This is a genomic window from Pseudomonas sp. S37, assembly GCF_016658545.1.
GTDB lineage: Bacteria > Pseudomonadota > Gammaproteobacteria > Pseudomonadales > Pseudomonadaceae > Aquipseudomonas.
The window spans coordinates 1-25,182 of record NZ_JACVZC010000051.1 but is presented as its reverse complement, the minus strand read 5'-3'; the positions used below and the strand labels follow the sequence as shown (position 1 = coordinate 25,182).

Below are 25,182 nucleotides of genomic sequence, written 5' to 3'. Positions count from 1 at the left end.
TCAGGCATTCGCCTGCACCCACTGTACCAACTGCTCGCCGTCATGGGCATTGTGCTGCCAGGCCAGTTCACCGGCCGTCTCGCTCTCACCCTTGAGAATCGCCTGCACAAACGCCTGGTGCTGCTCCAGGATGGTCTCGGGGCTGGTGTGCATCAGCAGGTTGGTGGTGTTGATCACCCAACGCACCTGCTGCTGCACCAGTGCGTACTGGCGGATCAGGCGCTGGTGACCGGTGCCTTCGATAATGGCCTGGTGCAGGGTGAAATCGCATTGGTTGATGGCCTTGCGCGTACCTTTGGCGCAGGCTTTCTGCAGCGCCATGAACGCCGCTTCGATCGCCTGCAATACCTGTGCATCGCCTGCCTTGGCCACCAGTGTCGCCGCCAGCCGCTCCAGACTGCCGCGCAGCGTCCAGATCTCCCAGATATCGTCGGCCGTCAATTCTGCCACCTGCCAGCCCACATAGGGCGTTTGCACCACGATCCCTTCCGTTGCCAGGCGGTTCAGGCCGGTGCGTAACGTACCGCGGGCGATGCCCAGCTGATCGGCAAGTGCCGTTTCGGTAATGCGCTCACCGGGCTTCAAGTGCCCGGACAATATCGATTCGCGAAGGCTCTCGGTGGCTTGCTGTTCGGCAGAAAGCTTCGATACCGGCCGAAGCTGGGTGGATTTCATAGATACAGGTCCTGATGGCGACGCGCCCACATATAGCACTCGATGCCGGTGGCTGTACACCAGGCGGCCATCATGACCCTGACAAAAACGCCAACTGCATGATAAACAACGAGTAAATTGTCGATTGTTGACAATCACCAATTTCCGCTCTAGCGTTTCACCTCAGCCAGGCCTGGCATGCAAGTCATAACAACAACGACAGCAGTACCTATTCATCAATGCCTAGAACTAAAACAAACGTGCATACAAGGTGAAAACATGAAAGAGGCCATCCTTGATGGGGCAGAGCGTGCGCCGGCCCATCAACTCGATTCGATTTACCGCAAGATGTCGCTGCGGCTGATTCCGTTCCTGTTTGTCTGCTATGTGCTGGCGTACTTCGCCCGGATCAACGTCAGCTTCGCCAAGCTGGACATGCTGGCCGACCTGCAAATCTCTGAAACCGCCTACGGCCTGGGGGCGGGCATTTTCTTCCTTGGCTACCTGGTGTTTGCGGTGCCCAGCAACATGATGCTGGAGCGCGTCGGTGCGCGGCGCTGGATCGGCTTCATCATGGTGGCCTGGGGCTGCCTGACTTCGCTCATGATGTTCATCGAGCAGGCCAGCACGTTCCATGTATTGCGTTTTCTGATTGGCGTGGCCGAAGCCGGGTTCTTCCCGGGCATCATCTTCTACTTCACCCGTTGGTTCCCCAGCGAGCGGCGCGGTCGGGTCATTGCCCTGTTCATGGCCGCGATCCCGCTGTCAGGGATCATTGGCGGGCCGCTGTCGGGGTGGATCATGTCGGCCATGCAGCACGCCCCCATGGGGGTGGCCAGCTGGCAGTGGCTGTTCTTGCTGTATGGCATGCCCACCGTGGTGGTTGGCCTGCTGGTCAAGCGTTGCCTGCCGGACAGCTACCAGGACGCGAGCTTCCTCAGCACCGCAGAAAAGCACCTGGTCGCTGAGGCGCTGGCCAGGGACGCCAGACACCGGCCGGCTTCCACGCAACGCAGTTCGTTGCGCAGCTTCCTGTTCTCGCCAGTGATCTGGTATTTCAGCCTGGTGTACTTCCTGATCGAAATGGGTGAGTACGCCCTCGGCTTCTGGATGCCGACCATCATCCGCAACGCCGGCTTTGCTGACCTGCAGTCGGTCGGCCTGTTGACCGCGATTCCATATCTGGTTGCCAGTGGCGTGATGATCTACGTCGGGCGTTCGGCCGACCTGCGCAACGAGCGCAAGTGGCACCTGGCGATCCCGCTGTTCATCGGCATGATCGGCCTGATCATCGCCGCGCACTTTTCCCACAGTGGCGTGCTGGCCATGCTCGGGCTGACCCTGGCGACCTGCGGGGTGATGGCCTCTTTCCCGATTTTCTGGACCGTGCCTACCGCGCTGCTGGGTGCCAATGCCGCTGCCGGCGTAGCGCTGATCAACTCGATCGGCAACCTGGCCGGTTTCTTCAGCCCGTTCCTGGTGGGCTGGACCGTGGACCTGACCCATAGCACCGACCTGTCGCTTTACGTAGTGGCGGGCTGTGCGTTCCTTGGCGCGGTGCTGTTCGTACTCGTGCCCAACCGTTTCGGCAGCAGCCAATAAGGAGAACCAACCGATGCAAGCCGTCCATAGCCTGGAACAAGACCTGTATAACCAACCCCAAGTGGCGCGGTTGCGCGAGCAGTTGGCGCTGGCCCTGCGCGCCGCCGCCCACCATGGCCTTGCCGAAGGTGTCTGCAACCATTTCAGCGTCACCTTGCCGGGCCGGCCCGATCTGTTCCTGCTCAACCCGCGGGGGCTGATGTGGGAGGAGGTACAGGCCGATGACATCGTCATGGTCGACGACGTTGGCAAGCGCCTGGCCGGGCGCCATGAAATCGAACCGACCGCGATGTTCATCCATGCCGCCATTCACCGGGTGGCGCGCAAGGCTTGCGTGCTGCACACGCACATGCCGCACGCCACGGCGTTGAGCCTGACCGAGGCTCGGGCGCTGGACACCACCTTGTCGCAGAACGCCATGCGCTTTCACAACCGCCTGGTAATCGACGACCAGTACAACGGCTTTGCCCTGGACCACGGCGAAGGCGAGCGGATTGCCAGGGCCATGAACGGGGCGGACATCGTGTTCCTTGGCAACCATGGTGTGGTGGTGTGTGCCGAGCGTATCGATTATGCCTACGACGACCTTTATTACCTGGAGCGGGCCTGTGAGGCAGAGGTGCTGGCGCGTTCGACCGGGTTGAAGCTGAAGCCGGCCGACCCGCGCATGGCACAGAAGGTGGCGGAGCAGGTCGAGAGCGAGCGGTTGCAGTCCGAGCTGTTCTTCCAGGCTTTGGGGCGCAAGTTGTAGGGGGCGCGAAGCAGGCAACGCGGTGGGTGGCACCGGCGTTGCTGTCACGCAGAGAACAGAGCTCGCAAGCGTGTCGCTGTCCTTGTGGGAGCGGGTTCACCCGCGAATGCGGCGGTAAAATCACCATCGCATTCGCGGGTAAACCCGCTCCTACATGGCCTCGGCCACGCCTTGGTCCTCACCCAGGAACCCGCCGCTCTGGTGCTGCCACAACCGCGCATAGGTACCCTTCCTCGCCAGCAGCTCGGCGTGGGTGCCTTGCTCGATGATGTGCCCTTCGTCCATCACGATCAGCCGGTCCATGGCCGCGATCGTCGACAACCGGTGGGCGATGGCGATGACGGTCTTGCCCTGCATCATTTCGTCCAGGCTCTCCTGAATGGCTACTTCAACTTCCGAATCCAGCGCACTGGTGGCTTCGTCCAGCAGCAGGATCGGTGCGTTTTTCAGCATCACCCGGGCAATGGCAATGCGCTGGCGCTGGCCACCCGACAGCTTGATACCACGCTCGCCCACCAGCGTGTCGTAACCGCTGTTGCCCTGGCGGTCACTGAGCTGGCTGATGAAACCATCGGCCTGGGCACTGGCCGCAGCGGCGCGAACCTGCGCATCGGTGGCATCGGGGCGACCATAGGCAATGTTGTCGCGAATCGAGCGGTGCAGCAGTGAGGTGTCCTGGGTGACCATGCCGATGGCGCTGCGCAGGCTGTCCTGGGTGACCTTGGCGACGTTCTGCCCGTCGATGCGGATTTCACCCCGGTCCACGTCATAAAAGCGCAGCAGCAGATTGATCAGGGTGGACTTGCCGGCGCCGGAGCGGCCGACCAGGCCGACCTTTTCTCCGGGGCGGATGTGCAGGTTCAGGTCGTTGAGCACCTGGCGCTCGTCGTTGTAGTTGAAGCTGACCTTCTCGAACGTCACCGCGCCACCTGTGGTCACCAACTGGGTAGCATCCGGCGCATCTTTTACCTTGGGGCCGCGGGTGAGGGTGGCCATACCGTCCTGCACGGTGCCGATGTTCTCGAACAGCGAGGTGATTTCCCACATGATCCAGTGCGACATGCCGTTGATACGCAAGGCCATGGCGGTAATCGCCGCCACTGCGCCAGTGCCGACCTGGCCTTGGTGCCACAGCCACAACGCATAGCCGCCGGCCCCCATGATCAAGCCCACCACCAGCGTCTGGTTGACGATTTCGAACTGGCTGACCAGGCGCATCTGGCGAAAACCGGTCTGCTTGAAGTCCTCCATGGCGGCACGTGCAAAGTGCGCTTCGCGGTTGGAGTGCGAGAACAGTTTCACCGTGGTGATATTGGTGTAGGCGTCGGAAACCCGCCCGGTCATGGACGAGCGGGCATTGGCCTGCTCCTGCCCGACTTTACCCAGGCGGGGTACGAAGTACAGCATGGCCAGGCCAAACAGCACGACCCAGGCAATGAACGGCAGCATCAGTTTCAGGGCAAAGCCACCGGCCAAGGCAATGATGGCGATGAAGTACACGCCAATGCCGGGCAGGATCTCGATCAGGGTGAACAACACATCGCGTACCGCCAGCGCTGTCTGCATCACCTTGGTGGTCACCCGGCCAGAAAACTCGTCAGAGAAGAACGACAAGCTCTGGCGCAGCATCAGCCGGTGAAAGTCCCAGCGCAGCCGCAGCGGCAAGTTGATTGCCAGTACCTGGTGCTGAACCATGGTACGTAGCGCCACCAGCCCGACGCTGACCAGCAGGACGATACCGATGCCCCATAGCACACGGGTTTCCTCGGGGCCAACGGTGCCGCCTGCCTGCCAGGCAGAGAGCAGGTCGACCACCTGGCCAAGGAAGGCGAACAGCCAGGCTTCGTAGATCGACACCCCGGCACTGAGCAGCGCCAGCGCCAGGATGTAGCCACGAGCACCGCGCGTGCAGGCCCACATGAAGCGCAACAACCCCATGGGGGGTGGCGGCACCTCGTCGGGCGGGAAGGGGTCGAGCCGGCGCTCAAAAATACGAAGCATGCTTGTCTCCGGAAAATCAGTTTCTGCTTAGCCGATAACCCTACAGCAAATCCGTTACGCGTGTCGTGATCGGGCATTAAATGATGGGTTTTGGGCAAGTATGAATCAGGCAATTACGAAACTTGCCGGGCGACGACATGGCCCTGCTGCTAAACGACAAAAAAATGCGCTTTCGGGGCAAATTTCTTTTGCCTTGGGCAAGCGTTGTGCCGCGTTTCAGAACCTTCTGCCAGCGCCGTATGAATGTCAAATTGCGCCATCAAATATTACTATTTCTTACATTTTTTCACAGCTCGACAGGGGCGGATACTTGACAGGTTTCACAGCCTGAATTTTGCCTTGATTACTCGCTTCTGCATGTTCGGGCTGCATCCATTTTCAGCGTTGACCCTGGCTGAAAGCCTCGCCTATCCTGTGTCTACACATAGTAGACAGTACGCCGTTCCGGTGCGTTGTACGCGGCTGATAGCGCCAGCGGACAGGTGCGCGCGCGCGCCGGCAAAGGGCGCAAAGTTCACTATGAAGTTCGAGTCGAACGTCTTCAGGTTCCAACAATAATTAAGACCATAAAGGGCTCTCGCGGTGACAAGTAATACAGTTTCCATTGAAGATGTACCATTAAACCGATTCCATCAATTAATGACCCTGCGCGCCGGCGGTGGCTGGATCCTCGACGGTTATATCCTGAGTATTATCGGGGTCGTGATCGTACAGTTTTCCGATTACTTGAAACTGGACTCGTTCTGGCAGGGCCTGGTGGCGGCTTCGGCCATGCTCGGCACCTTTTGCAGTGGCTTCCTGGGTGGCTGGCTGACCGACAGGATCGGGCGCAAACGCCTGTTTTTCGTCGGGCCGATACTGTTCATCGTGGGGTCTGTAGGCACCTTTTGGGTCGAGTCGGGCATTGCCTTGTTCGCGTTGCGCTTCCTGGTCGGGGTTGGCGTGGGGCTCGAGTATCCGGTGGCCGGCTCGCTGCTCACCGAGTTCCTGCCGCAAAAGCACCGTGGCCGGCGCCTGGCCGGCTTGACCATCTTGTGGTTTGCCGGCGCAGCGCTGTCGTACATGGTGGGCAACTTCATCCTCGCGCGCGGCGGTGACGATGCCTGGCGCTGGGTGCTGGCCAGCTCCGGGGTGTTGGGCGTGCTGCTGTTCATCATCCGCCTGAGAACCCCCGAGTCGCCACGCTGGCTGATGAGCAAGGGCCGCTTCGACGAGGCCGAGCGCATTATCAAGCAGGTGTACGGGCCGTCGTTCTCCCTGGCCAACATGCCTGAGCAGGCCGTGGAGCAGAAGGTCTCGCTGGGAGCACTGCTGCGCTCGGGTTACGGCAAGCGCATGCTGTTCGTCGCGGTGTTCTGGAGCGCTGCGGTGGTGCCGATGTTTGCGGTGTACTCGTTTGCACCGGTGGTGCTGCAGGCGCTTAACCTCAAAGGCGACTGGGCATCGTATGGCTCGGTACTGATCACCCTGTTGTTCGTGGTTGGCTGCGTTGTCGCAACCCGCATGATCGATACGCTTGGGCGACGCCCGTTGATCATCCACAGCTTCTTGTGGTCGACCTTGGCGCTGTTGGGCCTGGGGGTGTTCTCCAACGGTTCGGAGGTGCTGGTGCTGGTGCTGTTCGGCGCCTATGCACTGTTCATTGGCGGCGCGCAGGTGCTGGAACTGGTTTACCCCAACGAACTGTTCCCCACCGAAATCCGCGCATTTGCCGTGGGCATGGGCTCATCCATGTCGCGCATCGGCTCGGCGGCGGGTACCTGGCTGGTGCCGATCTCGCTGCAAGGCATCGGCATCGGCAACACCATGCTGGTGGCGGCGCTGGTATCGCTTGCCGGGCTGGTGGTGTCGGTGTGGCTGGCGCCTGAAACCCGTGGCATGAGCCTGGAGGCCGCAGCCTCGCTGGAGCGCTGAGGCAGGCCTTACCGTGCGGTGCGCGTGTGCTCCAGTTGGGTCTCGAACCACTGCAGCACCGCGTTGCACGCCGGGTGGGCAACACCGCTGTCGCGAAGCCACAGCGCGTAGACCCCACCGGTTTTCAACGGTTCGCCAAAGGGCACGATCAAGTCGCCCCGGGCCAGCGCATCATGGGCCAGCACCTGGTCGGTCATGGCCACGCCAAGGCCACGTGCTGCGGCATCCAGCGCCAGATCATCCAGGTTGAACATCAGGTGCTTGTAGGCCTGTTCGGGGCGGCCCTGATGAGCCTGCAACCACAAGTTCCACTCATGGCGCCCGGTCGAGCCATGGATCAGCGCATGCTCAGCCAGTGCCTTCAGTGAACCGGGTGGTCGCTGGCCTTCGCCCAGGCAAGGTGCACAGACCGGCACAAGGTACTCGTCGAACAATACCGTCAGCGGGCGCTCGTCTGCACCTTCGCGCAGGTACAGCACATACGCGTCGCAGTCCCCGCTGGTTTCCACCACGTCCCCGCTGACGGTTTCGATGGACAGGCACAACCCCGGGTTGAGCGCATAGAAGCTGCTCAGCCGAGGCAGCAGCCAACGCACGGCCAACGACACGAAGATACGGATGCGGAACGGCCGATCGAGCGGTGCCGGTGCCAGCCGTTGTTGCAGGGCCTGTAGCTCCTCCAGTGCCTGGCGCGCCACGGCATACACATCGCGGCCATGGCTGGTCAGCCCCACCTTGCGGCTGGTGCGCTCGAACAGCGCAACGGCGTAGTGCTCTTCCAGTTGCTGTATCTGCCGACTGATGGCGCTCTGGGTCAGGTGCAACTGCCGGGCAGCGGCGGTGAAGCTGCCGCTGTCGGCGACCTGGATCAATGCCTGAAGGGCCTGCAACGAAGGCGCGCGAAATGTTTTATCCATGCGTTCCGGGAATGGCTGAATGAAAAATCAACGTTAGAAACAAGGCTTCAGCCCTCGTAGATTAGGCCATGAAGGCGCGCGCCAGATTAATACCAATAAACCGTGCGCATTGATAATGGAGGAGCTGATGGCAATCGACAACCGCTGTGGATGGATCGCCCTGGCCGGCGAGCCCAGCCCGCATCCACGCCAGCGTGGCCGCCAGGCCTGTGACTGGCTGATTATCGGCGGCGGTATTACCGGCCTTGCGGCGGCGCATACATTGGCCGCGCGCTTTCCCGGCCAACGCGTCATCCTTGTTGAGCGCCAGCGCGTTGCCCAGGGTGCTTCGGCGCGTAACTCCGGTTTTGCCGTCAGCCATGAACTGCCAGGCGCCAACGAACTGCTTGGCAGCCCTGGCTTTGCAGGCTACGAGGTGGCTTCGCGGATCGGTGCGGCAGCGGGCAACGAGGTGCGTCAGCGTATCGCCGAGCTGGGGATCGCCTGTGAGTATGATGACGGCGGCTATCACTTCGCTGTCCACCACCCGGCACATCTACAGCAGATCGACGCCTTGCTGCACACGCTCGAAGCCGTGGGGGCGCGTGCCAGCTATGTGGAAGGCGAAGCCTTGCAGCAGCGCCTTGGTAGCGAGTTCTATCAACGTGCCATTCATTGCAGCGGTGGCAATGCCTTGCTACAGCCGGCCAGCTACGTGCGCGGCCTGGCTGAAACACTGCCCCAGGGGGTGGAGGTTTTTGAGCACAGTGCGGTGCTTGACCTGCGCAGGGCAGGGCAGGGCTGGCAGGCGCGCACCGACGGCGGCGAAATTACCGCCAGCCGTGTACTGGCTTGCGTCGGGGCTTTCCTGCCCAGGGTCGGGGTACATCGCAGCGGTACCTTTGCACTGGAGCTCAGCGCGAGCATTACCCGCCCGCTAAGCGAGGCGCACTGGCAGGGCCTGTTCGGCGAACGCCGCTGGGGCGTGCTCTCGACCTTGCCCGGTGGCGCTACCTTGCGCCTTCTGCCGGGCCGCCGCCTGCTGATTCGCAACACCGTGGAGTACCGCCGGCGGGACCTGAACATCAGCCAGCTGCAGGCCCGCCAACGGCAGCACCTGCAGGGCCTGGTGAAGCGCTTCCCTGGCCTGGTCGCGCAGGACTTGGAATACACCTGGACGGGCCACCTGAGCGCTACCCGCTCGGGCGAGCCGTGTTTTGCGCAAATCGACGAGGGGCTGTATGCCGTCGCGGGGTGCAATGGTTCGGGGGTTGCGCGCGGCACGTTGTGGGGGCGGCTGCTGGTCGAGATGGCCTGTGCCGAACCTTCGGCGCTGTTGACCGACGTGCTTGGCCAGTCGCGTCCCGGCTACCTGCCGCCGCGGCCGTTTTTCGACATTGGTGCGGCTTTGCGCATGGCCTGGGAAACCCGACGCGCAGCGCTGGAGCGTTGACCCGGCGGGGCACTTGCACACACTGATAACAATAGAGGGCAAGCACATGAAATTCACCCGCATGGCCGTGGTTCTGAGCGCATTGTTCAGCCTTGGCGCGCAAGCTGCAGGCACGGTGAACATCGCCAACTGGAGCGGCTACATTGCCGATGACACCTTGGCCGAGTTCACTCGCCGAACGGGCATCCAGCCCACCTACGACCTGATCGACAGCAACGAAACCACCGAAGCCAAGCTGATGACCGGGGGCAGTGGTTATGACCTGGTCAGCCCGTCCAACCACTTCTTGCCCAGGTTGATCAAGGCCGGGGCCATTCAGGAAATCGACCGCAGCAAGCTGCCGAACTGGCGCAACCTCGACCCGAAACTGATGCAGCTGCTGCAGGCCAGCGACCCAGGTAACCGCCATGCCATCCCCTACATGTGGGTGACCACGGGTATTGGCTACAACGTGGAAAAGATCAAGGCCATCTTTGGCACCACCGAGGTGACAAACTCCTGGCAACTGCTGTTCAACCCGGAAAACATCGCCAAATTGAGCGCCTGCGGCGTGGCGTTTCTCGACAACCCGACGCAAATCGTGCCGATCACACTCAAGGTACTGGGGCTGGACCCACACAGCGAGCGGCCGCAAGACCTGAAAAAGGTTGAGGACGCGCTGTTGGCCGTGCGCCCCTCGATCAGCTACTTCCATCAGTCCAAGTACGTCAGTGACCTGGCCAATGGCAATATCTGCGTGGCGATCGGCTTCAGTGGCGATGTTTTGCAGGCCATGACCAGTGCCCAGCAAGCCGGCAACGGCGTGCAGCTGGGCTACAGCATCCCGCGGGAAGGCTCGACTGTGGCCGTGGACATGGTGGTGATCCCCAAGGCAGCACCGCACCTTGATGCCGCCTATGCCTACCTTGACTATCTGCTCGACCCACAGGTGATGGCGCACATCAGCAATGCGGTGAAGTACCCCAATGGCAATGCGGCGGCATTGCAATACGTGGAGCCTTCGCTGCGCGACAACCCCGCGGTCTACCCGCCCCAGGCGGTACTCGATACGTTGTTCCCGATTCAGACACTGTCACCCGCCGGCATGCGTTTGAGCACGCGCTTGTGGACACGGGTGACCAGTGGCAGGTGAGGGCGTAACTGCCTCGTTCAAAATCTGAAAAGCATGAGCAGTGCTGATGTGGGAGCGGGTTTACCCGCGAAAGAGGCGACGCGGTGGGTGGCACCGGCTTTGCCGGTGTTCGCGGCTGAAGCCGCTCCTACAAGGGGTATTCGATTCATGTGAGTGCGGTGCGCTTGCGAAAAACGGCTTCGCCGGTGTTCACGACTAAAGTCGTAAGATAGGCGTGGTTGCTTACATATTTTTGCATTTCATTACATTTCTGGCTGATTCAATCTTTTTTCAGTGCTGTAGAATTGACGGTTTCGCGTGCCGCCCACCTTATTCGCCGGATTGTTGACATGGGTCATCACTCCCAAGCGCCTCAGGTGCCACGATCACCCCCGAAAACCGATTCTTTAATTTCTGCAGAGCCAGTGTTTTGACAAATGGAATGCCGTTGTTGGCAATTTCCGGCCTGGGCGCCGAAAGCAGCCAGCTTCATGAACAAGGACTGTACTGGTTAGCCTGTGACGCTGCCGAAGACGCCTCCTTGCTATGCCGCCAGGTGATTGAAGGTATGCCCGAGGATGCCCGGGCAGCCCTGATCGCCGACGCGCAAGCCATGCGTGATGTGCTGGGTGCGCTGGATGCCGCACAGGGCCCGGCCGAGCTGGCGCTGTTTGAAACCACCCCGCAGTCTATTCGCTACCTGCTGCAGGACTTGCCGCGTCTTGCCCCGCGTAAGCGTGTGCTGGTGCTGCTGGTGTCGGCCGATGCCTGGGCGGGCGACGCAGCCGAACAATGGTGCAATGCCCTGCGCCCGGCACTGTTGGCCGAGGCAGCATTGCTGCTGGTCATCAGTGGCGGGCAGGGCACCGCGCTGGTCGAGTGCCTGCGCACGTACAACCAGCACCTCGATGGCTTGGCCCAGGTGTACCGCGGCAAAGGCGGCGTGCGCTACCTGCAGCATTTCTGGAGCAACCCGCTTGGCAAGACGGCCACCCGCGACATGGAGCTTGTGCGGCTGGCTGGCGGCTTTGCAGTTGCCGCCATGGCGCCGGTACCCATCGACGCCGGTGGCGACGAGCTGTTATGCCTGGCCCAGCGCCCGGTACTGGAAGGGGCGCCTGCGTTCTCCGAACACTGGCAGGTCCATGAAAGCATTGAGGGCCTGAGCGCAAGTGCCAGCAGGGCGGTATCGGCCACGGTGATCTTCGCCATGGACGGTGGGCAGCGCCTGGACAACCTGGCGCGCCAGTTGCACCGCCTGCGGCAGCTGCGCGGCAACGCCCTGAAGCTGGTGGTGCGCGAGATGGCGCCTACCCTGCGGTACCAGGATGAGCAACTGCTGCTGGCCTGCGGCGCCACCCTGATCGTGCCGTTTGGCGCCAGCCTGTCGCGCTTCCTGACCATGGTCGAGAGTATCCAGGGTTACGTCTGGCGCCGGCACCTGCCAGGCGACTTCGATGCCTTGCTGGCCCGCCTGCGGCCGCAGGCCATCTGCGGCCTGGTGGCGCCACGGGCGTTTGCCGAAGCCGTGCAGAGCATGTGGCAAGGGCTGCGCAACGGCGAAATCGTCCATCAACTGCTGGTGATGCGCCCGGCACCCGGGCTGACCCCGCTGCAGGCTTGCTCGCGCACGGTGTTCCGCCGTGATGGGGACATCGCCTGCGTGGTGGGCGACGTTCTGTTCCTGTTCCTGTTCGCCTGCCGTTCTGAAGGGGTCGAGCAAGCGCTTGACCACATCTTCCAGCTGTCGTGGAAAGAGCTGTTCGTCAGTCAGGAGCTGCTGGTCGACATCGACAGCCTTACCAGCCCGGCCTTCCTCGACAGCAGCTTGCCGCAGCAACCGCGACCCGACCCGGCGGCGCAGGTGCCCGCACAGGCGTGGCCGACCCTGGCACCGCGCAAGGTCGCCTTGGCCAAGCGGGGTGGCGCATGAACTTCGCCCAACTGCTGCAGGTGATCAGCTTTACCGCGCTGGTCACGCTGGGCCTGGCCCTGCTGGTGATGCGCCTTGGCGGCGCATTGCGCGGCTGGCTGCGCCGTCGCCTTCCCCCTCGTTACCTGAAACCGCTGGGCGTACGCCACCGCGCTGCACGCCAGGAACCCCAGAATAATGACTAACACCACCGTCACCCTCCCGGTACTGGCCCGCTGGCCTGGACTGGGAGGGTGGAACCTCTATTTTTTTGCAAAATTCCTGCTGGTCGCCCTCGGCATGCTCGACTTCCAGGCGTTGCCGAACCTGTTGTTCGCAGCGTTCCTGCTGATCCCGTTGCCGGGCAGGTGGTTGCGTGTTGCCAGGCAGCTGGTGGCCGTACCGATCGGAATCGCGCTGTTCTACCAAGACACCTGGTTACCGCCGTTCAGCCGCCTGCTGGCGCAGCCCGGGGTGCTGGACTTTTCGTGGGCATACCTGGCCGAGCTGCTGGGCCGCTTCATCAACTGGAACCTGCTGGGCGCGCTGGCCTTGCTGCTGGTGGGCTACCTGTACCTGCGCCACTGGCTGCGCCTGAGCACCCTGAGCCTGTTGGGCCTGGCCTGGCTGGCCGTCGGCGGTTTGCCGCTGCTGGGCGCAGGCCCGGCAGCCAGTGGGGTGGCAGGCACCCGAGGCGAGCCGGTGCCTGCTGCGGCAACGGCTGACAATGCCACGCTCGACAGCTGGCTCGAGCGTTTCTTCAGCAGTGAGCGCGAACGGGTGACGGCGTTCCCGGCGGTGAACGCCGATGAGCAGCCGTTCGACCTGCTGGTGATCAACATCTGCTCGCTGGCGTGGGACGACCTGTCCGCCGTCGGGCTGCGCGAAAACCCCTTGTTGTCGCGCATGGACGTGATTTTTGACCAGTTCAATTCGGCGACCTCCTACAGCGGGCCTGCTGCCATCCGCGTGTTGCGTGCCAGCTGCGGGCAGTCGTCGCATGCCGACCTCTACCAGCCGGCACCGGAGCAGTGCCTGTTGTTCCAGAACCTGGCCCGGCTGGGTTTCCAGAGCAACACCTTGCTCAATCACAGCGGCCGGTTCGACAACTTCATCGGTGACATCACCCGGCAGAACATGCCGCAACCGGGCCTGCGCAACACCGATTTCCCGCGGGCCCTGGTGGGCTTCGACGGCTCGCCGATTGCCAGCGACCTGGAGGTGCTGCGCCGTTGGTGGGGGCAGCGCACCAGCAAACCGGCCGAACATGTATCGCTGTTCTACAACAGCATCAGCCTGCATGACGGCAACCGCATCGTCACCGCCGATGGCGGTACCCAAGTGGCCGACTATGCCACCCGCGCCAATCGCCTGTTCGGTGAGCTCGGCGCCTTCCTCGATGAGCTGGAGCACAGTGGCCGCCGCGTAGTCGTGGCGATCGTCCCGGAGCACGGCGCCGCCTTGCATGGCGACCGCATGCAGCTGTCCGGCATGCGCGAAATCCCCACGCCGTCGATCACCCATGTGCCGGTCGGCCTGAAATTCATCGGCATGGGCCAGCCAGCCCGCAGCGAAGCGCTGCATGTCACGGCTGCCAGCAGTTACCTGGCGTTGTCCGAGCTGATCTCGCGTGTTTATGCGGGGCTGGGCCAACAGCAAGTGCTGGATGTGCCCGCGCTGCTGAGCGACCTGCCAACCACCGAGCAGGTGGCTGAAACCGCCGGGGCGCAGGTACTCGACTATCAGGGGCGCGCCTACATGCGCCTGCAAGGCCAGCCTGACTGGCAGCCTATCCCCAAGGAGCGCCCATGAACACTGGCATGGCAGACCCGTCCGACCGTAGTGACGATATTGCCCAGCTGCGTCAGCACCTGGCCATGCCTGCGCTGAACTATCAGGACATCTCGTTGCTGGTCGGCGTACAGCAGGCCCTGCAACGCTGGCCATTGCTGGGTGAGAGCTGCCGGGCCGGCAGCCAGGGTACGTTGTACGCGGCGGCAACCCGGCGCGAAGGGATTACGTCATGACCAGCCTGGCGTTGCACGGGGTACGCGGTGGCCTGGGGCGCAGCGCCTTGCTGGCGGCGCTGGGCCATGCGCTGCAAGGCGTGGGGGAGCGGGTGCTGCTGATCGACTTGTGCCCCGGCAACCTGCTGGGGCTACACTTCAACCTGCCACTGGATACGGCCGAAGGCTGGGCGCTGGCAGAGCGGGAAGGGCGGCCGTTCAGCGATGCCGTGTATGAAGTGTTCGAAGGCCTGTGCGTGTTGCCATTCGGTGCCCTGCCGGGCGGCATGCAGCACACCGCGCCCGACGCGAAAGTATGGCGCACGCGCCAGAACGAGTTGGCCGAGCACTTCGACTGGTTGCTGTTCGACCTGCCGCAATTGCCGGCCGGCAGCGCGGGCCACAACCTTGAAACCGATGTACGGGTGCTGGTTGCCGAGGCCGAAATGGCCAGCCATTTGTTGCTTGGGCGTCAGCCGGTGGACCACTACGACCTGCTTTTGGTCAACCGCTATGACCCGGCCAGCCGCTTGCAGAGCGATGTGTTGATGGTGTGGCGTGACCTGTTCCGTGATCGCCTGCCGATCCAGGTGGTGCACCGCGACGAAGCGTTCCTCGAAGCCCTGGCATGCAAGGCACCGCTGGGTCATTACGCCCCCCAGAGCCTGGCCAGCCGAGACGTGCAGAGCCTGGCGGTGCGCTGCCTGACGAGGCGCCAGCCGTGACCCTGACGCCGCTGTCTGCCTATGCCTGGTTCACCACCCGTGGCGCGCGCCTGCCGGTTGCCTGGCTGTTTACCCTTGGCGTGTGGCTGGCGTATCTGTTGCTGCGCCTTGAGTCACCTGCCTGGCAGGCACTGCTGGCCGAGCGCCAGCGGCTGTACCCGCAACTGGCGGGCAAGCGCCCGAGCCTGGGTGACCCGGTACGCCTACTGATCCAGAGCCTGTGGCTGCTGTTGCGGCGCCAGTCGCAGGCGCGGGCGCCAAGGCCAGGCCGCCGCACCTGGGGCGCATTGCGGGCGCGGCTGCGCGGGGCAGGCCAGGTTGCAAAGCACTATCACGGCCGGTTGATTGCCAGGCTGCAACAGGTACCCGCGCGTTACCGCGCCAGCGCCTTCACCCACGCCGCCTCGGCGCGGCTGCGCGGCCTGAGCGTGCTGGCCCGGCGCGTGTTCTACAGCGTGCTGACGCTGTGTGCCGTCAGCCTGGCCCTGCTGTGCGTGACCGAACCGTTCGGCTACCTGGCGCAGCTGGTGTTCATCTGCCTGCTGTTGGCCATCGCCATGCTGGTGCGGCACATGCCTGGGCGTTTCCCGACGCTGATGCTGATCGTGCTGTCGACCATCATCTCTTGCCGCTACCTGTGGTGGCGCTACACCTCGACCCTGAACTGGAACGACACCACCGACCTGGTGTTCGGGGTGATCCTGCTGGCGGCTGAAACCTATTCATGGCTCGTGCTGATCCTGGGCTACATCCAGACCAGCTGGCCGTTGCAGCGCAAGCCGGCCAACCTGCCGGCCAACCCGCAGCACTGGCCGACCGTCGACCTGCTGATCCCCACCTACAACGAAGACCTGTCGGTGGTGCGCACCACGGTCCTGGCGGCTTTGGGCCTGGACTGGCCGCGTGAATGCCTGCGTATATACATTCTCGACGATGGCCGCCGCGATGCATTCCGCGTGTTTGCCGACGAAGTCGGGGTGGGCTACATCGTGCGCCCGGACAGCAAGCACGCCAAGGCCGGCAACCTCAACCACGCGCTGGGCGTAACCGACAGCGAGCTGATTGCCATCTTCGACTGCGACCACGTGCCGGTGCGTTCCTTCCTGCAACTGACCGTGGGCTGGTTCCTCAAAGACCCGAAACTGGCGCTGGTGCAAACCCCGCACCATTTCTTCTCGCCTGACCCGTTCGAGCGCAACCTTGGTTCGTTCCGCCGGCGCCCTAATGAAGGGGAGTTGTTCTACGGCCTGATCCAGGATGGCAACGACATGTGGAACGCGGCGTTCTTCTGCGGCTCATGTGCCGTGCTGCGCCGCACCGCGCTGGAAAGCATCGGTGGCTTTGCCGTCGAGACCGTGACCGAAGATGCCCACACCGCCTTGCGCATGCACCGCCAGGGCTGGTCGTCGGCCTACCTGAGCATCCCCCAGGCCGCAGGCCTGGCCACCGAAAGCCTGTCGGCGCACATTGGCCAGCGTATTCGCTGGGCCCGCGGCATGGTGCAGATCTTTCGCACCGACAACCCGCTGTTCGGCCGTGGGCTGAGCCTGTTCCAGCGGGTGTGCTATGCCAACGCGATGCTGCACTTCCTGGCCGGCCTGCCGCGGCTGGTGTTCCTGACTGCGCCGCTGGCGTTCCTGTTGCTGCATGCCTACATCATCTACGCACCGGCGTTGATGATTCTGCTGTACGTGCTGCCGCACATGATCCACGCCAGCCTGACCAACTCGCGCATGCAGGGCAAGTACCGGCAAACCTTCTGGGGCGAGGTCTACGAGACCGTGCTGGCCTGGTACATCGCCCGCCCGACCACGGTCGCGCTGTTCGCGCCGAAAAAGGGCACGTTCAACGTCACCGCCAAGGGCGGGCTGATGGAGCAGGGCCAGTTCGACTGGCGCATTGCCCAGCCGTACTTGTGCCTGGCAGCGCTCAACGTGGCCGGCCTGGGCTTTGCCGTGTGGCGCCTGTTCACCGGCCCCACGGCGGAGGTCGGCACGGTGATCGTCAGCTCGCTGTGGGTGATCTACAACCTGCTGATCATTGGCGCTGCGGTGGCCGTGGCAGCCGAAGTGCGCCAGGTGCGCCGTGCCCACCGGGTGCAGATGCGCCTGCCAGCGGCGCTGGTACTGGCCAGCGGGCATGCCTACCCCTGCACCTTGGTCGACTATTCCGACGGTGGTGTCGGCTTGCAGGTGCAGCCGGGCCTTGAACTGAAAGCGGGCGAACAGGTGCGCCTGTTGCTCAGCCGTGGCCAGCGCGAATTTGCCTTCCAGGCCTGTGTCACCCGCACCGTTGGCCAGCACGTGGGCCTGGTGTTCCATGCGCTCTCCCGGCAGCAGCGTATCGACCTGGTCCACTGCACCTTTGCCCGCGCCGATGCCTGGCTGGGCTGGAGCGACCAGCATGAGGTCGAGCGCCCGTTGCGCAGCCTGGTTGATGTGCTGAAGCTGGGCGGTGTCGGTTACCTGCGCCTGGTCGAGCACCTGCCACCGTGGCTGCTGCGGTGGGTGCGCCCACTGCGCACGCTGGCGCTGTGGCTGGCCAGCTATTGGCCCCGCACACCGCGGGCCATCCCTTCCATGAACCCTGTTGATCGAGACGCATGATGACTGGTTATCCCGCGCGTACCTGGGGCCTGGCGATGGCGCTGCTGGCTGCGTTGTCGCAAAACGCCGCTGCCGCGCCTGCCGTAGCCCCGCTTGCCGAGCCCGCACCATCTCCCGCAGTACCCACGGTACCGAACTGGCCGGTTGCGAAAACCTTCGAGCAGCTCGGGCATGCGTCCGACAGCCTGCTGCTGGGTGTGCGTAACAGCGAACAGATCGACTTCGGCCTGCGCCGCGACCGCCTGGCCACCGATGCCACCTTGCAGCTGGACTACACGCCTTCGCCAGCGCTGTTGCCGAACCTGTCGCACCTGCGTGTCTACCTCAATGACGAACTCATGGGCGTGGTGCCGGTCGAGAAAGACCAGTTGGGCCAGCGGGTACGGCGGCAACTGCCGTTAGACCCGAAGCTGCTCAGCGACTTCAACCGGGTGCGCCTGGAGTTTGTAGGGCATTACACCGACATCTGCGAAGACCCGGCGCACAGTGGCCTGTGGCTGAACCTGAACCGCAAGAGCCAGGTGCAGTTGCATGAACAGGCGCTGGTGCTGGACAACGACCTGGCATACTTCCCGCTGCCGTTCTTCGATGCCCGCGACACCGGCAAGGTCGAGCTGCCGGTGGTGTTCAGCGGCACGCCGAGCATGGGCGAGCAACGAGCGGCGGCGATCCTGGCCTCCTACTTCGGCAGCCAGGCGGGTTGGCGCAAGGCCAGCTTCCCTGTGCTGTACAACAGCCTGCCGGCGCGTGGCGCCAAACCTACGCCAAGTATTGTGTTCGCCAGCAACGACCGCCGCCCGGCGTTCCTCGCTGACCTGCAGCAGTTCCCCCTGGTCGACGGCCCGGTGCTGCAGATGATCGACCACCCGGATGACCGTTTCAGCAAAGTGCTGCTGGTGCTGGGGCGTAACGATGACGACCTGGTCAAGGCCGCTTCGGCATTGGCGGTGGGCAACAATCTGTTCCGTGGCGCGCGGGTGAAAGTGGAGCAGGTGACGCCGCTGCAACCGCGGCAACCCTACGATGCGCCGAACTGGACGCGCACCGACCGGCCGGTGCGTTTCGCCGAGCTGCTGGATTACCCCGAGCAGCTGCAAGTCAGTGGCCTGCAACCGCGGCCAGTCACGCTGGAGCTGAACTTGCCGCCCGACTTGTTCGTCTGGCGCAACCAGGGCATCCCACTGCGTACACTGTACCGTTACACGGCGCCGGCGGTAACCGACGAATCGCGCCTGAGCATCAGCGTCAACGACCAGTACATCACCAGCATGCCACTGGTGGGCAATGACCGGCGCAGCGGCACCCTCGAAGAAATGCGCCTGGCGGTGTTGTCCGGTGACAGTACCGCCTTGAGCGAGAAGTCGCTGGTACCGGCGCTGAAAATTGGCGACCGTAATCGCCTGCGCTTCGATTTCAGCTTTGCCAGCACCCTGGGCAGCGCCCAGCGCGACCGCTGCCAGACCTCGTTGCCGGTAGACGTGCGCGCCGCCATCGACGACAACTCCACCATCGACCTGTCCGGCTACCACCATTACATTGCCATGCCGGACCTGCGTGCCTTTGCCCGCAGCGGCTTCCCGTTCAGCCGCATGGCCGACCTTTCCGAAACCTTGGTCATGATGCCGGCCAAGCCTACGGCGATGCAGGTCGGCACCTTGCTCGACACCATTGGCGGGCTGGCCGGGCAGGTCGGTTACCCGGCGCTTGGCCTGCAGCTGATCGATGACTGGAAACAGGCCGCCACGGCCGATGCCGACCTGCTGTTGATTGGCAGCCTGCCGCAAGCCCTGAGCGATGCGCCCAACCTCGGCCTGCTGCTCAGCGCCCAGCGCGACTGGCTGTTGCAAGGCCGTACCACCGGGTTGCCCGGTACTCAGCGCTTCGATACCGGGGCGGTGGCAGCCAGTAGCCGGGTAGCCGTCAGCGCGCAGGCGCCGATTGCTGCCATTACCGGGCTGAAATCGCCGTTTCACGAGCAGCGCAGCGTAGTCGCCTTGCTGGCCAACAGCGACAGCGACTACGCGTTGCTGCGCGACGTGCTCGGTGATGTCGGCAAGCTGGATGCAGTGGCCGGGTCGGTCGCACTGGTACGCAGCAGTGGCGTGAGCAGCCAGTTCGTGGGCGAGCCTTACTTTGTTGGTGCGCTGCCGTGGTGGTTGCTGATGTGGTTCCACTTGTCCGAGCACCCGGTATTGCTGGCCGTGATCGCGGCGGTTTGCGTGGTGTTGTTCGCCTTCTTGCTGTGGCGTGCGTTGCGCTGGGCAAGCCAGCGTCGCCTGGGTGAGGGCAAGTGATGACGCGTCAGATGCTGGCAGGGTTGCTGGCCCTGGGCTTGCCCGTTTTCGCCAGTGCCAGCGCCGCGTGCCCGTGGCCGGCCTGGGAGCGCTTCAAGGCCGAGCTGGTCAGCGTGGACGGCCGGGTCATCGACCCAAGCGACAAGCGCCTGATTACCACGTCGGAAGGGCAGAGCTACGGGCTGTTCTTCGCCCTGGTGGGTAACGACCGCCAGGCCTTTGCCCAGTTGTTGCGCTGGACCGGCAACAACCTCGCCGAGGGCGACCTGGCCAGGCATCTGCCGGCCTGGCTGTGGGGGCGCAACGACCAGCAGCAGTGGCAGGTGCTGGACGCCAACAACGCCAGCGATGCAGACCTGTGGATTGCCTACAGCCTGCTGGAAGCCGGGCGCCTGTGGGACAAGCCGGAGTACACGCAGCTGGGCCAGCGCCTGCTGTGGCGCATCGCCGCGCAAACCGTGCGCAAGCTACCGGGCCTGGGGGTGATGCTGCTGCCCGGCGACTATGGCTTCGAGGGGGCTGATGGCACCCGGCTTAACCCCAGTTACCTGCCGCTGCAGTTGTTCGACCGCTTCAGCGAAGTAGATCCTTTGTGGGCAGAGCTTGCGGCCAACACCCGGCGCTTGTGGCTGGCTGCTTCGCCCAAGGGCTTTGCCCCGGACTGGTTGCTGTGGACGCCGGCCGGTGCGCCTGCGGCAGACCCCACGCACGGCAATGGCGGTGATTACGACGCCATTCGCGTGTACCTGTGGGTTGGCATGTTGGCCCCGGATGCGGCGCAGCGTAGCGAACTGGTGGCCCACTATGCGCCGATGGCGGCCTTGACCCAACGCCAGGGGCTGCCCCCCGAGCGCGTCGATGCGCGCAGTGGCCAAGCCAGTGGCCATGGCCCGGCCGGTTTCTCTGCCGCGTTGCTGCCATTGCTGGCGGCGTCGCCCGAACACGTCGCCGCGTTGGCCGCGCAGCGCCAGCGCTTGCGCGAGCAGCCCGTCGAAGCCAAGGCCTACTACAGCCAGGTACTGGCGCTGTTCGGCCAGGGCTGGGACGAGTCCCGCTACCGTTTTGCCCCCAATGGCCGCCTGTTACCAGCCTGGAGCACGTCATGCAGCGAATGATCGGTGTGCTGATGCTGGCGGCCGTTTCCTGCCAGGCGGCGGTGCAACCCAAGGATGCCAACGAACAACGCCAATGGCTGCTGGACCAGGTTCGTCGCGGCGAGGCATTGCACCGTGACGACTTGGTGCGTGACGCCCTGGGCCGCCTGCAACTGCTTGAACCGCGTAACCCGGATGTATTGCTGGCGGCCTTGAGCCTGGCCTTGCGCGAAAAGAACAGCAGCGAAGCCGAGCAGTTGAATGCCCGCATCAGTGCCGTGGCGCCTGGCAGCCAGCAGGCACGCCAGGCCAGCCGCCTGCTGGCGCTGCAGCAACCCGGGCAGGCGCAGCGTTTGCAGCAGGCACGCCTGCTGGCGGTGACCGGGCGCAACCAGGAAGCGCTGGCGGTGTACGAACAATTGTTCGCCGGCGAACCGCCCAGCCTGGAGCTGGCCCTCGACTACTGGCGAGTGCGCGGCAACCTGGCAGGCCAACGCCCAGAGGCGATCAGGCAATTGCAACGGCTGGACCTGCAATACCCGGGCAGTGCCGGGCTGCGTCAGACCCTGGCCGGTTGGTTGTTTGCCGAAAAGCGTGATCGCGAAGCCCTGGCCTTGCTCGACCAACTGTCTCGCGACCCCGCTGCACGGGATGCTGCGGCCCAGCGTGAATTCGATTACTTGTCCGGGCAAGCAGTGAGCGCGGCCAGCGCGGCGGCCTGGCAAGCTTTTCTGCTGCGCTACCCGGCCTCGCCATTGCAGGCCCAGGCCAGCGAAACCCTGCAACAGCAACGCAAGTTGTTGGCCGACCCGGCCTGGCAGGCCGGGCAGCGGGGCGTGGCCTTGCTCGACAAGGGCCGTAATGCCGAAGCCGAGGTGCAGTTGCGCCGGGCGCTGCGGCAGTACCCGGACGATGCGCGTTTACACGGCTCACTGGGTTATGCGCTGATGCGGCAAAGCCGTTACGAGGACGCCAATGCAGCGTTCCGCGCCGCGAGCGGCAAGGAACAGGACACCTACTGGATCAGCCAATGGAAGGACCTGGAGTCATCCAGCCGCTATTGGGCCACGCTGAACAAGGCCGAGCGGGCCTTGCAGGCCAATGACGTACGCGGTGCACGTGCCCTGTACCTGCAGGCCCGCCAGCAACGGCCGCAGGATGAATACGCCTTGTTGGGGCTGGCGGATGTGTCGCTGGCCGAGGGTGATGCAGCGGCCGCCGAACGGCAGTACTTGCAGGTACGGCGGATGGCGCCGGGCAACGAGAGCGCCGTACGTGGCCTGATACGTGTGTACCAGGCGCAGTCCCCCGACAAGGCGCAGGCCTACCTGGACAGCCTGCCGCCACGCCAGCAAGCACAGTTCGCCAACCTGCGCCGTAGCCTGCAACTGGCGCGCCTGCGCCAGCAAGGGGACGAGGCCCTGCAGCGGCAGGACTGGGCGACAGCCAGCAATGTGCTCGGCCAGGCTGCTGCGCTGGCCCCCGATGAGCCCTGGCTGGTTTATCAGTTGGCCAACAGCCTGCGTCAGCAAGGGCGCACCCGCGAAGCCGACACGGCATTTGCCCGGCTGGTGCAGCACCAGCCACGCGACCCGGCCAGCCGCTATGCCCATGGCCTGTACCTGGAGTCCAGCGACCGTGATGCGCTGGCGCTGGACAGCCTGAGCGCAGTACCGCAGGCCGGCTGGAATGCCGACATGCGCGCGCTGCAGCAGCGTATCCAGCGGCGCATGACCCTGGCCTCGGCGCAGCACCTGCAGGCCCAGGGCCGCAGCGCCGAGGCGACAGCCCTGCTGGAAGCCAGCCTGGCGCGTGGTGATGGCAGCCCGGACGACCTGATGCTGTTGGCCGACTGGGCAGCACAGCGCGGCGAGCCCGGCAAAGCCCGCGGCTATTACCAGCGTGTGCTTGCCGCACAGCCCGGGCGCCCGGATGCACGTTTAGGGGTGATGGAAAGTGCGGTGGCCGAAGGCAACCTGGCGCAGGCCCGGCACATGCTGGGCGTACGGGTACCGGCGTTCGCCGCTGATGACAGCGGTGCCCAGCGCCGCCTGGCGGCGCTGTGGGTCGCCTTGGGCGAGCACGACAAGGCGGCCAGGTTGCTCGACCGTATTGCCACACAGCAGGCTCGCCCCGATCCGTTGTTGCGCCGTGATGCCGCACGCCTGGTGGCGCAGCATGACCCGCAGCGGGCGCTGGACCTTTATGCAGCCGCAATGGCCGATGCGCAATTGCTCGACCGCGCTGGCGTGACGCCAAGGGACGACCGCGCGCTGACCTTTGCCAGCCGTGAGCAGGACGCTGACGACTGGCTGGCCCGCAGCCTGCGCAGTGACGTCGATGCGCTGTACCGCCAGCGCAATACCCATGTGACGCTGATGCACGACTACGGCTGGCGCGAGGATGACGGTACGCCTGGGACGTCCAGGCTCAGTACCCAGTCGACGCTGCTGCATGTCGACACCCCTTGGCAGGACGGCACCGCCTTTGCGCGGGTAGAGCGCATCGGCATGGATGCCGGGTCATTCGAGCAGAATGACGAGGGTGGCTATACGCCCGATTTCGGTAGTTGCCAGTTTGTCGGTCGGACGGCTGACGGTAGATCCCTGCCTGCCTGTGGGGGCGGCTCGCAGACCACAGACGGCAGCGTGCTGGCGCTGGGCTGGCAGAACAACCGCTGGGCCTTCGACCTGGGCACAACCCAGGGCTATGCGATCAACAACTGGCTGGGTGGTGCCACGCTGAACGGTGACCTTGGCCAGGTCGGCTGGTCGCTGACGGCCTCCCGCCGGCCGATGAGCAATTCGCTGCTGTCGTTTGCCGGGGCACGTGACCGCCCGACGGGTGTGCGCTGGGGCGGGGTCACGGCCAACGGTGCCACACTTGGCCTGAGCTGGGACCAAGGCGGCGACAACGGGGTCTGGGCCAGCCTGGGGCACCATTGGCTGTATGGCGAGAACGTCGCCGACAACCAGCGCACCCGAGCCATGGCTGGCGTTTACCATCGCCTGGTGGAAAGGGCGGACGAACGTGTGCGGGTGGGCCTGACGCTGATGCACTGGCGCCACGACAAGGACCTGGGTGGCTACAGCCTGGGGCAGGGTGGTTACTACAGCCCGCAGCGCTACAGCTCGGTGGGTGTGCCGGTCAGTTATGCCTGGCGCAACTACGACTGGTCGGTGCTGCTGGAAGGGTCGGTCAGCTGGTCCCAGGCCCACAGTGACAGTAGCCGCCTGTACCCGGACAAGCACCTCAACCGCAAGGTGCTGGGGCAGTACGACATCGAGTCCAACATTGATGCCATGCAGGCATCCAGCGACAGCAACGGGCTGGGCTACCGACTGCGCGGCCTGTTCGAACGGCGCCTGAGTGACCAGTGGGTATTGGGCGGCGGCTTCGACTGGCAGTACAGCGATGATTACGCGCCCAGCCATGCCATGCTCTACCTGCGCTACCTGTTCGAGCCGTGGCGCGGCAACCTGGCGCTGCCGGTGACACCCCTGGAGCCCTACAGCGAGTGGCGATGATAGGGGCTTCACATGGCCCGTTGTAGGAGCGGGTTCACCCGCGAATGCGCCGGTAAATCCACAGACGCATTCGCGGGTAAACCCGCTCCTACATCGACCGTATTGGCCTGAAGCCATGTGCAAGAGGCCGACGCGGCGTATGGCCCCGGTTGCCTTCACACGGCCCAGTGTAGGAGCGGGTTCACCCGCGAATGCGTCGTCAAATCCAGAGACGTATTCGCGGGTAAACCCGCTCCTACATCGAACGTATGGGCCTGAAGCCATATGCAAGAGGGCGATGCGGCGTATTGCCCCGGTTGCCTTTACACGGCCCAGTGTAGGAGCGGGTTCACCCGCGAATGCGCCGGCAAATCCACAGACGTATTCGCGGGTAAACCCGCTCCTACATCGAACGTATGGGCCAGGAAACCATGTGGAAGAGGCCGACGCGGCGTATGGCCCCGGTTGCCTTTACACGGCCCAGTGTAGGAGCGGGTTCACCCGCGAATGCGCCGGCAAATCCACAGACGTATTCGCGGGTAAACCCGCTCCTACATCGAACGTATGGGCCAGGAAACCATGTGGAAGAGGCCGACGCGGCGTATGGCCCCGGTTGCCTTTACACGGCCCAGTGTAGGAGCGGGTTCACCCGCGAAT

At 64.1% G+C, this 25,182-nt stretch carries 17 protein-coding genes; 14 read left to right on the top strand and 3 right to left on the bottom strand.

The window, feature by feature from the left end; translation table 11 throughout:
- Nucleotides 1-675: a GntR family transcriptional regulator gene (locus IAE39_RS16555; protein ID WP_201204387.1), complete on the bottom strand. Its 675-nt coding sequence runs from the start codon at nucleotides 673-675 to the stop codon at nucleotides 1-3.
- A gap of 258 nt (nucleotides 676-933) precedes the next feature.
- On the opposite strand from IAE39_RS16555, the gene IAE39_RS16550 reads away from it, so the two are divergent.
- Both IAE39_RS16550 and IAE39_RS16545 read left to right on the top strand, forming a co-directional pair.
- Nucleotides 934-2,256 (top strand): MFS transporter, encoded by a 1,323-nt coding sequence (locus tag IAE39_RS16550; RefSeq protein WP_201204385.1) that lies wholly within the window; start codon nucleotides 934-936, stop codon nucleotides 2,254-2,256.
- Nucleotides 2,257-2,269: 13 nt separating this feature from the next.
- Nucleotides 2,270-3,007: an aldolase gene (locus tag IAE39_RS16545; protein WP_201204383.1), complete on the top strand. Its 738-nt coding sequence runs from the start codon at nucleotides 2,270-2,272 to the stop codon at nucleotides 3,005-3,007.
- Between the two features lie 150 nt (nucleotides 3,008-3,157).
- Here IAE39_RS16545 and IAE39_RS16540 read toward each other — a convergent pair whose 3' ends face one another.
- A complete protein-coding gene (locus IAE39_RS16540; RefSeq protein WP_201204381.1) occupies nucleotides 3,158-5,008 on the bottom strand; it encodes an ABC transporter ATP-binding protein in 1,851 nt (616 codons plus the stop codon).
- A 582-nt stretch (nucleotides 5,009-5,590) separates the two neighbouring features.
- Between IAE39_RS16540 and IAE39_RS16535 the strand changes: the two genes are divergently transcribed.
- Nucleotides 5,591-6,922 carry an MFS transporter gene (locus IAE39_RS16535; protein ID WP_201204379.1) on the top strand — a complete coding sequence of 444 codons (1,332 nt, stop codon included), beginning with the start codon at nucleotides 5,591-5,593 and terminating at the stop codon, nucleotides 6,920-6,922.
- An 8-nt stretch (nucleotides 6,923-6,930) separates the two neighbouring features.
- Here the strand turns inward: IAE39_RS16535 and IAE39_RS16530 are convergent, their stop codons facing one another.
- Nucleotides 6,931-7,839, bottom strand: a complete 909-nt coding sequence (locus tag IAE39_RS16530; RefSeq protein ID WP_201204377.1) for a LysR substrate-binding domain-containing protein — start codon at nucleotides 7,837-7,839, stop codon at nucleotides 6,931-6,933.
- A 133-nt stretch (nucleotides 7,840-7,972) separates the two neighbouring features.
- Between IAE39_RS16530 and IAE39_RS16525 the strand changes: the two genes are divergently transcribed.
- From IAE39_RS16525 to bcsC, 11 genes are all read left to right on the top strand, one after another.
- Nucleotides 7,973-9,271: an NAD(P)/FAD-dependent oxidoreductase gene (locus IAE39_RS16525; RefSeq protein WP_201204431.1), complete on the top strand. Its 1,299-nt coding sequence runs from the start codon at nucleotides 7,973-7,975 to the stop codon at nucleotides 9,269-9,271.
- Between the two features lie 46 nt (nucleotides 9,272-9,317).
- Entirely contained in the window at nucleotides 9,318-10,403 is a 1,086-nt protein-coding gene (locus tag IAE39_RS16520) for a polyamine ABC transporter substrate-binding protein (protein WP_201204375.1), read from the top strand.
- A 421-nt stretch (nucleotides 10,404-10,824) separates the two neighbouring features.
- On the top strand, nucleotides 10,825-12,315 hold the full coding sequence (locus IAE39_RS16515) for a BcsE family c-di-GMP-binding protein (RefSeq protein WP_201204372.1): 1,491 nt from the start codon (nucleotides 10,825-10,827) through the stop codon (nucleotides 12,313-12,315).
- A complete protein-coding gene (gene bcsF, locus IAE39_RS16510; RefSeq protein WP_201204370.1) occupies nucleotides 12,312-12,500 on the top strand; it encodes a cellulose biosynthesis protein BcsF in 189 nt (62 codons plus the stop codon). Before IAE39_RS16515 ends, bcsF begins: the two co-directional genes overlap by 4 nt.
- A complete protein-coding gene (bcsG, locus tag IAE39_RS16505; RefSeq protein ID WP_201204368.1) occupies nucleotides 12,493-14,106 on the top strand; it encodes a cellulose biosynthesis protein BcsG in 1,614 nt (537 codons plus the stop codon). The genes bcsF and bcsG overlap by 8 nt, the downstream gene beginning before the upstream one ends.
- On the top strand, nucleotides 14,103-14,321 hold the full coding sequence (gene bcsR / locus IAE39_RS16500; RefSeq protein WP_201204358.1) for a cellulose biosynthesis protein BcsR: 219 nt from the start codon (nucleotides 14,103-14,105) through the stop codon (nucleotides 14,319-14,321). The genes bcsG and bcsR overlap by 4 nt, the downstream gene beginning before the upstream one ends.
- The gene (bcsQ, locus tag IAE39_RS16495; RefSeq protein ID WP_201204356.1) at nucleotides 14,318-15,025 is read left to right on the top strand and encodes a cellulose biosynthesis protein BcsQ; all 708 of its coding nucleotides are present in this window, start codon (nucleotides 14,318-14,320) and stop codon (nucleotides 15,023-15,025) included. The genes bcsR and bcsQ overlap by 4 nt, the downstream gene beginning before the upstream one ends.
- On the top strand, nucleotides 15,022-17,631 hold the full coding sequence (bcsA, locus tag IAE39_RS16490; RefSeq protein ID WP_201204348.1) for a UDP-forming cellulose synthase catalytic subunit: 2,610 nt from the start codon (nucleotides 15,022-15,024) through the stop codon (nucleotides 17,629-17,631). Before bcsQ ends, bcsA begins: the two co-directional genes overlap by 4 nt.
- The gene (bcsB, locus tag IAE39_RS16485; RefSeq protein WP_201204346.1) at nucleotides 17,628-19,925 is read left to right on the top strand and encodes a cellulose biosynthesis cyclic di-GMP-binding regulatory protein BcsB; all 2,298 of its coding nucleotides are present in this window, start codon (nucleotides 17,628-17,630) and stop codon (nucleotides 19,923-19,925) included. Before bcsA ends, bcsB begins: the two co-directional genes overlap by 4 nt.
- Nucleotides 19,925-21,040 (top strand): cellulose synthase complex periplasmic endoglucanase BcsZ, encoded by a 1,116-nt coding sequence (bcsZ, locus tag IAE39_RS16480; protein WP_201204345.1) that lies wholly within the window; start codon nucleotides 19,925-19,927, stop codon nucleotides 21,038-21,040. The genes bcsB and bcsZ overlap by 1 nt, the downstream gene beginning before the upstream one ends.
- A complete protein-coding gene (gene bcsC / locus IAE39_RS16475) occupies nucleotides 21,028-24,546 on the top strand; it encodes a cellulose synthase complex outer membrane protein BcsC (RefSeq protein ID WP_201204343.1) in 3,519 nt (1,172 codons plus the stop codon). The genes bcsZ and bcsC overlap by 13 nt, the downstream gene beginning before the upstream one ends.
- Nucleotides 24,547-25,182 lie beyond the last annotated feature (636 nt).

Excerpts from the sequence above, each read along its gene's own strand:
- IAE39_RS16555 (WP_201204387.1), bottom strand. The coding sequence starts at position 675 with ATGAAATCCACCCAGCTTCGGCCGGTATCGAAGCTTTCTGCCGAACAG.
- IAE39_RS16550 (WP_201204385.1), top strand. The coding sequence starts at position 934 with ATGAAAGAGGCCATCCTTGATGGGGCAGAGCGTGCGCCGGCCCATCAA.
- IAE39_RS16545 (WP_201204383.1), top strand. The coding sequence starts at position 2,270 with ATGCAAGCCGTCCATAGCCTGGAACAAGACCTGTATAACCAACCCCAA.
- IAE39_RS16540 (WP_201204381.1), bottom strand. The coding sequence starts at position 5,008 with ATGCTTCGTATTTTTGAGCGCCGGCTCGACCCCTTCCCGCCCGACGAG.
- IAE39_RS16530 (WP_201204377.1), bottom strand. The coding sequence starts at position 7,839 with ATGGATAAAACATTTCGCGCGCCTTCGTTGCAGGCCCTTCAGGCATTG.
- IAE39_RS16520 (WP_201204375.1), top strand. The coding sequence starts at position 9,318 with ATGAAATTCACCCGCATGGCCGTGGTTCTGAGCGCATTGTTCAGCCTT.
- IAE39_RS16515 (WP_201204372.1), top strand. The coding sequence starts at position 10,825 with ATGCCGTTGTTGGCAATTTCCGGCCTGGGCGCCGAAAGCAGCCAGCTT.
- bcsF (WP_201204370.1), top strand. The coding sequence starts at position 12,312 with ATGAACTTCGCCCAACTGCTGCAGGTGATCAGCTTTACCGCGCTGGTC.
- bcsG (WP_201204368.1), top strand. The coding sequence starts at position 12,493 with ATGACTAACACCACCGTCACCCTCCCGGTACTGGCCCGCTGGCCTGGA.
- bcsR (WP_201204358.1), top strand. The coding sequence starts at position 14,103 with ATGAACACTGGCATGGCAGACCCGTCCGACCGTAGTGACGATATTGCC.
- bcsQ (WP_201204356.1), top strand. The coding sequence starts at position 14,318 with ATGACCAGCCTGGCGTTGCACGGGGTACGCGGTGGCCTGGGGCGCAGC.
- bcsB (WP_201204346.1), top strand. The coding sequence starts at position 17,628 with ATGATGACTGGTTATCCCGCGCGTACCTGGGGCCTGGCGATGGCGCTG.
- bcsZ (WP_201204345.1), top strand. The coding sequence starts at position 19,925 with ATGACGCGTCAGATGCTGGCAGGGTTGCTGGCCCTGGGCTTGCCCGTT.
- bcsC (WP_201204343.1), top strand. The coding sequence starts at position 21,028 with ATGCAGCGAATGATCGGTGTGCTGATGCTGGCGGCCGTTTCCTGCCAG.